General features: G+C 72.7%; 7 protein-coding genes. 6 read left to right on the top strand and 1 reads right to left on the bottom strand.

The genetic code is table 11. The features are described from left to right. The 3 genes from Q4A22_RS02250 to Q4A22_RS02240 all read left to right on the top strand — a co-directional run. Window positions 1-928: CaiB/BaiF CoA-transferase family protein (locus Q4A22_RS02250; RefSeq protein ID WP_303176893.1), on the top strand; the 928-nt coding region annotated here is incomplete at its 5' end. Then, complete coding sequence (locus tag Q4A22_RS02245; protein WP_303176892.1) at window positions 925-2127, top strand: acyl-CoA dehydrogenase family protein; 1203 nt, start codon at window positions 925-927, stop codon at window positions 2125-2127. The genes Q4A22_RS02250 and Q4A22_RS02245, both read left to right, overlap by 4 nt. Window positions 2128-2309: 182 nt before the next feature. Then, window positions 2310-3545 (top strand): phosphatase PAP2 family protein, encoded by a 1236-nt coding sequence (locus tag Q4A22_RS02240; RefSeq protein WP_303176891.1) that lies wholly within the window; start codon window positions 2310-2312, stop codon window positions 3543-3545. Here Q4A22_RS02240 and Q4A22_RS02235 read toward each other — a convergent pair. Continuing rightward, entirely contained in the window at window positions 3454-4353 is a 900-nt protein-coding gene (locus Q4A22_RS02235) for an MBL fold metallo-hydrolase (protein ID WP_303176890.1), read from the bottom strand. The genes Q4A22_RS02240 and Q4A22_RS02235 overlap by 92 nt on opposite strands. Before the next feature lie 83 nt (window positions 4354-4436). Between Q4A22_RS02235 and gluQRS the strand changes: the two genes are divergently transcribed. The 3 genes from gluQRS to Q4A22_RS02220 all read left to right on the top strand — a co-directional run bounded on the left by gluQRS (window position 4437) and on the right by Q4A22_RS02220 (window position 7965). After that, a complete protein-coding gene (gluQRS, locus tag Q4A22_RS02230) occupies window positions 4437-5408 on the top strand; it encodes a tRNA glutamyl-Q(34) synthetase GluQRS (RefSeq protein ID WP_303176889.1) in 972 nt (323 codons plus the stop codon). After that, window positions 5405-6256, top strand: coding sequence for a MurR/RpiR family transcriptional regulator (locus Q4A22_RS02225; RefSeq protein WP_303176888.1), 852 nt, complete (start codon window positions 5405-5407; stop codon window positions 6254-6256). The genes gluQRS and Q4A22_RS02225 overlap by 4 nt, the downstream gene beginning before the upstream one ends. Window positions 6257-6327: 71 nt before the next feature. Then, the gene (locus Q4A22_RS02220; RefSeq protein WP_303176887.1) at window positions 6328-7965 is read left to right on the top strand and encodes an NAD-dependent malic enzyme; all 1638 of its coding nucleotides are present in this window, start codon (window positions 6328-6330) and stop codon (window positions 7963-7965) included. The last annotated feature ends 96 nt before the right edge of the window (window positions 7966-8061 follow it).

The raw sequence follows: 8061 nt of genomic DNA, 5'->3' as shown, positions 1-8061 counted from the left end.
GATCATCGACGCCGCGGACGTGTTCATCGAGAACTTCAAACCCGGAGGGCTCACCCGCTTCGGGCTGGACGAGACCTCCGTGGCCGAGCGCTGGCCGGGCCTGGTGCACGCGAGCATCACGGGCTTCGGCACGGACGGCGGCGCCCACCTGCCGGGCTACGACCTGCTGGTCCAGGGCCTCTCCGGGTTCATGTCCGTGACCGGCTCCCCGGACGGACCGCCCCAGCGCGGGGGCGTGGCCCTGTTCGACGTGATCACCGGGCTCCACGCCGCCGTGGCCGTCCTGGGGGCCCTGCACGAGCGCACGGTCTCCGGCAGGGGCCAGCACATCCACCTGGACCTGCTCTCCTCTGCCCTGTCCGGGCTGGTCAACCAGACCACCGGCTACGCCGCGTGCGGTAACGACCCCCAGCGCCTGGGCAACGAGCACCCCAGCCTTTTCCCCTACGGCCCCTTCCCCACCGCGGACAAGGACCTCATCATCACGGTGGGCAACAACGCCCAGTTCCACCGCTTCGTCACCGTCCTGGGCCTGCCGGAGCTCGCGGAGGACCCGCGCTTCGACTCCGTGGAGAAGCGCAACAACCACAGGGAGCAGCTGCGGCCCCTCCTCAACGGCGCCCTCGCGCAGGACACCGCCGCGGTCTGGGCCGAGCGGCTGCAGGCGGAGGGCGTGCCGTGCGCGCCCATCCTGAGCATCCCCGAGGGCGTGCAGTACGCCGCGTCCCTCGGCCTGGAACCGGTGGTCCAGGTGGGCGACGGCGAGGACACCGTCCCGCTCATCAGGAACCCCGTCACCTACAGCCGCACCCCGGTCAGCTACCCCAAGGCCCCGCCCGCACTGGACGCGGACCACGACGCCGTCCTGGCCTGGCTGCGCGTGCGGCGGGCGGGCGGCGTCGTCGTCCCCCGAGAGGACACCCCGTGAACGAGCTGCTGGAGAACCCCGACTTCTTCCTGCTGGACCAGGACCTCTCCCCGGAGGAGGTTGCGCTGCGGGACCGTGTGCGCGCCTACGGGCAGGCGCGCATCCTGCCCGTGGTCAACGAGGCCTGGGAGGCCGGCGAGCACCCGCAGGAGGTGTTCCAGGGCCTGGCGGGGCTGGGGATCATCGGCACGTTCATCCAGGGCTACGGCTGCCCGGGGCTCTCCCGGCAGGCGGCGGGGATCGTGGCGCGGGAGATGGGCCGGATCGACGGCTCCGTGAACACGTTCTTCGGCGTGCACTCCAACCTGTGCATGGGCAGCATCTACATGCTGGGCAGCGAGGAGCAGCGCCAGCGCTGGCTGCCCGTCATGGCCCGGCTGGAGAAGACCGGCGCGTTCGCGCTGACGGAACCCGCTCACGGCTCGGACTCGGTGTCCCTGGAGACCTCCGCGCGCCGGGACGGGGACCACTGGGTGCTCAACGGCCACAAGCGGTGGATCGGCAACGGCCACGCCGCGGACGTGATCGTGCTCTACGCCCGGGACCAGGCGGACGGGCAGGTCAAGGGCTTCGTGGTGGAGCGCGGAGCGGACGGCGAGTACCCGGAGGGGTACGAGCCGGAGGTCATCGCGGGCAAGATCGGCAAGCGCGCCATCAACCAGGCGGACATCGTGGTCCGGGACCTGCGCCTGCCCGAGGAGAACCGCCTGCCCGGGTGCGAGAGCTTCAAGGACGTGAACCGGGTGCTCAAGGCCACCCGCGGCGGCGCCTCCTGGGAGGCCGTGGGCCACGGCATGGCGGCCTTCGAGATCGCCGCGAAGTACGCCCTGGAGCGCGAGCAGTTCGGGCTGCCCATCGCCAGCTACCAGCTGGTCCAGGAAAAGCTCGCCACCATGCTCTCGGACCTCACCGCCATGCAGCTGATGTGCACCCGCATGGCCCACCTGGCGGAGACGGACCAGCTCACCGACGCCATGGCCTCCATGGTCAAGATGACCACATCCCGCAAGGCCCTGGCCATGTGCCGCACCGCCCGGGACATGCTGGGCGGCAACGGCCTGCTCCTGGAGAACCACATCGGCCGCCACCTCACGGACATGGAGGTGGTCTCCACGTACGAGGGCACCGACTCCATGCAGGCGCTGATCGTGGGGCGCGCCATCACCGGCGTCTCCTCCTTCACGCGCACGCGGCGCTGACCGCCCCCCACGACGACGACGCCGCGCGCCGGCGAGCGCACCCCGCCGGGCCCGCCCCGGCGGACAGGCACGTGACCGGCGGCTCACAGCCGCGTCATAGCGGGGCGTGACACCATGGGAGCCGGGTCCGCCGCCTCGCGGGCGGGCCCTTCCCGTCGTCAACCGGTGAGGTTCCTGCGCCCGTGTCGTTCGCCCCCTTCCCCCCTGGACCCGGTCCCCGTGACGGAGGCCGGTACACGTTCCCGCCCCACGGCTCGTACGGCACCGGGCAGCCGGGCCCGTCCGGTCACGGCACGGCACCGGCCCGCACGGTGTCCGCCCGCACGGTCGTGGCGGCCCTGGTGGCCCTCGTGGTGCTGTGGGGCCTGGTGCCCCTGATCGCCCACGGCGGGCTGGGCACCGTCACCGGCCAGGCGCTGGACGAGGCCGCCCTGAAGCAGGCCAAGGCGGACCGCACCACCTTCTTCCCGCGCATCGTGCTGGTGGCCGCGCAGTACCTGCCCGAGGTCGTGGCCGTGGCGGCCGGTGTCCTCGCCCTGGTCTGGGCCGTGCGCCACCGCCGGTGGAACGCCGCCCTCCTCGCCGTGGGCGCGGTGCTCGCCGCCAACCTCACCACCCAGGTCCTCAAGCACGGCGTGCTGGACAAGCCGGACCTGGGGGTCCAGGAGATCGCGAGCAACTCCTTCCCCTCGGGCCACACCACCGCGGCGGCCTCTCTGCTCATGGCCGTGTTCCTGGTGGCCCCACCCCACCGCAGGGCGCGCACCGGACGCTGGGGCGCGTTCCTGGCCGCGCTGGTGGGCATGACCACGGTGCTCAACGGCTGGCACCGCCCCACGGACGCCGTGGCCGCCCTGCTCGTCGTGGCGGGCTGGGGCGTGCTGGCCGCCCTGCTGGCGCAGGTGCTCGACGCCGTGGTGGACCGCGTCCGCCGCAGCGGCACCACCGCGGCCGGCACCTACCGCAGGCTGCGCGCGGACCGGTCCCGGCGGCAGCGGGAGACCGCGTGGAGCGAGGACCGCGGGGACAGCGCGTTCGTGCCACCCGCCCGGGAGCGGGCCGAGCGGGAACGGGAGTGGGCGGCGTCGTCCGCGCGGCAGAACGCTCACGAGCACTCGCCCGGCCAGTACGCGCCCAACCAGTACGCCCCCGGCGGGATGCAGGGCAGCGGGCAGCCGTGGGCCGGTGGGACGTGGGGTGCGCCGCAGTACCCCGTGCGCCCTCGGCTGGGCACGGCGGTGGCGCTGATCGTGGTCTCCGCGGCCCTGCTGACCCTGGCCGTGTGGTGGCCCTACCCCACCGTGGCGGGGACGTTCGCCGGGCGGATCACGCTCGCGGGGGGTTATCTGGGGATTGCGGCAGCGGCGGCTCTGGGGTGGTCGCTGGTGGGGCACCGGCTGCGCCCTGCCGCTCGATGAGGGCCCAGCGGTCCAGGAAAACCCGCGCCACGCCGGCCTGGTACGGCAGCCGGTACATGGCCGCCGTGGTGGGCCCGTCCCCGGCCAGGTCCACGTCCCGCGCGCGGCGCACCGCGAGCTCCATGGTGTCGGCCTGCTGGGCCACGAAGTTCGCGGTCACGGGCGTGCCGTGGCCGGGGACGAACGCGGTGTAGCGCTCCAGGGTGGCCAGCGCCCGCAGGGACTCCACCCAGCGCTGCGGGTAGGCGTCCTCGAAGTTGGGGTCCGAGCCCTCCTCCACGAGGTCGCCGCAGAACACGACGTCGTCCACGCCCACGCACACGTCGTTGTCCGTGTGGCCGGGGCCCAGGAAGAACAGGGTGACGGGGCGCTCCCCCAGGTCGATGCGCGTGAGCGAGGGCCGCAGCCCCGTGCCCGGCAGGGTGTTGGTGGGCAGCACCAGGCGGGTGTCGATCCCCTCGCCCGCGCCCATCTCCGGCTCCTGCGTGCTCACGATGCTGCGCTGGTAGTCCTCCACCTCCGCCATGGCGCTCGCGCACGCCTTGTGGGCCCAGAACTCGGTGACCCCGGCACGCGCGAACACGGCGTTGCCCATGTAGTGGGCGTAGTGAGCATGGGTGTTGACCACGGTCAGCGGCAGGTCCGTGACGTCCCGGACGGCCGCGAGGATCTCCCGCCCCTGGCGGGGCCCAGCACCGGTGTCCACCACCAGGGCGCGCTGGGTGCCCAGCACCAGACCGGAGTTCAGTCTCCAGTTCTCGGTGCCGATCACGTAGACGCCGCGGCGCAGCTCCTGGGTGCGTGCCATGCGGCTCACTCTAACGGCAAGGCCCCACCCGCCCCGCATCCGCGGCGGGCCCCCGGTCCGGCCGCGGTGCTACCGTGTGCCGCGTGATTCCCAGCCACCCACGGTCCTCCACCGGCCCCGCGGGGCGCTTTGCGCCGTCGCCCTCCGGGGACCTGCACCTGGGCAACCTGCGCACCGCCCTGGCCGCGTGGGGCTTCGCGCGCGCCACCGGGCGTCGGTTTCTGCTGCGCGTGGAGGACCTGGACCGCGTGCAGCCGGGAGCGGCGGAGCGCAACGTGGCGGACCTGCGGGCGGTCGGCCTGGACTGGGACGGAGCAGTGGACCACCAGTCGCGGCGCATCCCCCTGTTCCTGGACCGCGTGCGCGAGCTCACCGCCGCGGGACTCACCTACGAGTGCTTCTGCACGCGCCGGGAGATCCACGCCGCGGCCTCCGCACCCCACGGCATCCCGGGCGCCTACCCGGGCACGTGCCGGGACCTCACCGACGCCGAGCGCGCACGACGACGCCGCGAGCGGCCTCCCGCAGTCCGCCTGCGCTCCGGGGTGCGCGAGTTCACCGTGCACGACCGCTTCGCGGGCGAGGTCACGGGCGCGGTGGACGACATGGTGCTGGTGCGCGGGGACGGCACCCCCGCCTACAACCTGGCCGTGGTGGTGGACGACGCCGAGCAGGGCGTGGACCAGGTGGTGCGCGGGGACGACCTCCTGCCCTCCGCACCGCGCCAGGCGTACCTCGCGGGCCTGCTGGGCCACCCCGCATCCCGCTACGCGCACGTGCCCCTGGTGCTGGGGCCCACCGGGCAGCGGCTGGCCAAGCGGGACGGAGCGGTCACCCTGCGCGAGCTCGCGGAGCTCGGCTACACCGCGGGGGACGTGGTGGCGTGGCTGGGGTCCTCCCTGGGCATCGAGCACCCGGTGCGCACGGCCGCGGACGTGCTGGAGCACTGGGACCCGGACACCTGGACCCGCGAGCCTGCGGTGTTCGAGCCGTGGCCGCCGCGAGCCGGTGGGACCACGGTGACTCGTGACCCGGGAAGGAGAGGGCGCCCGTGACGTGGGAGGTGCTGCGGCGCAGCGGCCAGGTGGGAACGCTGACGTCCAGCGAGCAGAGCGTGGCCGGGTTCTACGCCCGGTCCCTGCCGGGGGCGGCGTTCATGAACCTGCAGCAGGTGGCGTCCGCCTCCGGCGTCAGCACGGCATCCGTGACCCGGTTCGCCCGCAAACTGGGGTACGAGGACTTCCGGGGCATGGCGGCGTCGCTGCAGGGTGACGCCCGTTCCGTGCTCGAACGCCCCGGGGACCGCCTGGGGACCACGCCTGCCGCGGACGACCGGTTCTCCCGCGCCGCGGCGGACCTCCAGGCCACCGCGGCGTCCCTGGACACCGGCAGCGTGCACCGCGGGGTGGAGCTGCTCGCGGACACGACCCGTCCCGTGCTGCTGGCGGCAGTGGCATCGGGGCAGCCGCTCGTGGAGCACACCGGGCTGCTGCTGTCCTACCTCCGCGGGAACGTGCGGGTGCTCGGGGGCACCGACCGCTGGGCCCACGAGATCGCGGACCTCACCGCGCGTCATGTGGTCCTGGTGACCGCCTACGACCGCGATCCGCTCCCCGTGCTCCACCTGGTGGAGCGTGCACGGTCCATCGGCGCCTCCACCATCGCCGTGACGAACGTGGCCACCAGTCCCCTGCTGAGCAGCGCCGAGGTTCCGCTGCGCATCAGCACGGCACCGGGAACGCCCTTCGGCAGCCGGGTGGCCCTGCTGGCCGCCCTCGAGACCCTGGTGGACGGGGTGGCCGCGGCGCAGCCGGAGGGGCGCCGCCGCGCGGACGCGATCGAGCAGTCCTTCGACGCGCTGGGCATCCACCCACGGGCCACCCCTCGACTATCTGATAGCTGAGTGACATATTTGTCTCACCACTGTTGGAAAAATGACACCAGTGGTCCGTTCGCGCGTCATGGGAGGCCCGCATGTCATCTCTGCCCACCGCACTCACCGATTCCCTGCAGACCCGGGGAACGGCGTACACCCGCGAGGAGCGCTCACGACTGGGACTGGTGGGTCGGCTGCCCTCCGCGGTGGAAACCCTCGACCAGCAGGCGGCCCGCTGCTACACCCAGCTGTCCTCCTACGAGACCGACCTGCAGAAGTACATCTACCTGGACCAGCTGCACAACCGCAACGAGGTGGTCTACTACCGCCTGCTGACGGACCACATGAGCGAGCTGCTGCCCGTGGTCTACGACCCCACGGTGGGCGAGGCCATCAAGAAGTGGTCCCGGGACTACCGCCGCACCCGGGCCGTGTACCTGTCCGTGGACCGCATCGAGGACATCGAGGCGTCCTTCGACGAGCTCGGCCTGGGCCCCGAGGACGTGGACCTGCTCGTCTGCTCGGACGCGGAGGAGATCCTGGGCATCGGGGACTGGGGGGTAAACGGCACCGACATCTCCGTGGGAAAGCTGGCCGTGTACACCGCCGCCGCGGGCATCCACCCGGGACGCACCCTCGCGGTGAACCTGGACTGCGGGACCAACAACGAGACCCTGCTCAACGACCCCGCCTACCTGGGCAATCGGCACTCCCGGGTGAGGGGTGAGCGCTACGACGAGTTCATCGCCACCTACCTGAAGGTGGCCGCGAAGAAGTTCCCCGGGGCACTGCTGCACTTCGAGGACTTCGGGCCCTCCAACGCCCGGCGCATCCTGGTGGACAACGCCCAGCAGTACCGGATCTTCAACGACGACATGCAGGGCACCGGGGCGATCGTGATGGCCGCGGTGGCATCCGGCATGAAGGTCACCGGCCAGACCTTCGCGGACCAGCGCCTGGTGGTCTACGGCGCGGGCACCGCCGGGACCGGCATGGCCGACCAGATCCACGCGGGCATGGTGCGCGCGGGCCTGTCGGAGGAGGACGCCCGGGCGCGGATCTGGCTCGTGGACGTGAACGGGCTGGTGACCGACGACATGGCGGACCTGCCCGACTACCAGCAGGTCTACGCCCGCCCCGCACACGAGGTGAAGGACTGGAAGCGCACCGAGAAGGGGATCGGCCTGCTGGAAGTGGTGGGCCAGGCGCGGCCCACCATCCTGATCGGGACCTCCACCGATCACGGCGCCTTCACCCAGCAGGTGGTGGAGACCATGTGCAAGGGCGTGGAGCGGCCCATCATCCTGCCGCTGTCCAACCCCACGGAACGGATCGAGGCCATGCCCTCTGACATCATTCCGTGGAGCAGGGGCAAGGCCCTCGTGGCCACGGGAATCCCGGTGGACCCGGTGGACTACGACGGCACCCGGTACGTGATCGGCCAGGGCAACAACGCGCTGCTCTACCCCGGGCTGGGGCTCGGCGTGATCGTCTCCCAGGCCGAGCACGTCACGGACGGCATGCTTCTGGCAGCCGCGGAGGCCGTCGCCTCACAGGTGGACCCCACCTCCCCCGGGGCGTCCCTGCTGCCAGACGTAGTGAACCTGCGCGCGTCCTCCGCCACCGTGGCCGTTGCCGTGGCCCGGCAGGCCGCCCGGGACGGGGTGGCCGCCAAGCAGCACGAGGACCTCGTGCAGGCCGTGCAGGACGCCATGTGGCAGCCCCGCTACGAGTGATCCCGGCGCCCCGGTGAGTGCCCGTCCGGGCGGGGTGGCGAACGGCCACCCCGCCCGGGCCCGACCGGCCGACCTCTGCCCGGGGGTCGCGTTCCC

Source organism: Kocuria sp. (assembly GCF_030530945.1).
Lineage (GTDB): Bacteria > Actinomycetota > Actinomycetes > Actinomycetales > Micrococcaceae > Kocuria.
The sequence above is the reverse complement of the archived record's forward strand: the minus strand, read 5'-3'. Positions and strand labels throughout refer to the sequence as shown.

Bases quoted from the DNA above. Each gene is read 5' to 3' on its own strand.
- Q4A22_RS02235 (WP_303176890.1), bottom strand. From the start codon at position 4,353: ATGGCACGCACCCAGGAGCTGCGCCGCGGCGTCTACGTGATCGGCACC.
- Q4A22_RS02220 (WP_303176887.1), top strand. From the start codon at position 6,328: ATGTCATCTCTGCCCACCGCACTCACCGATTCCCTGCAGACCCGGGGA.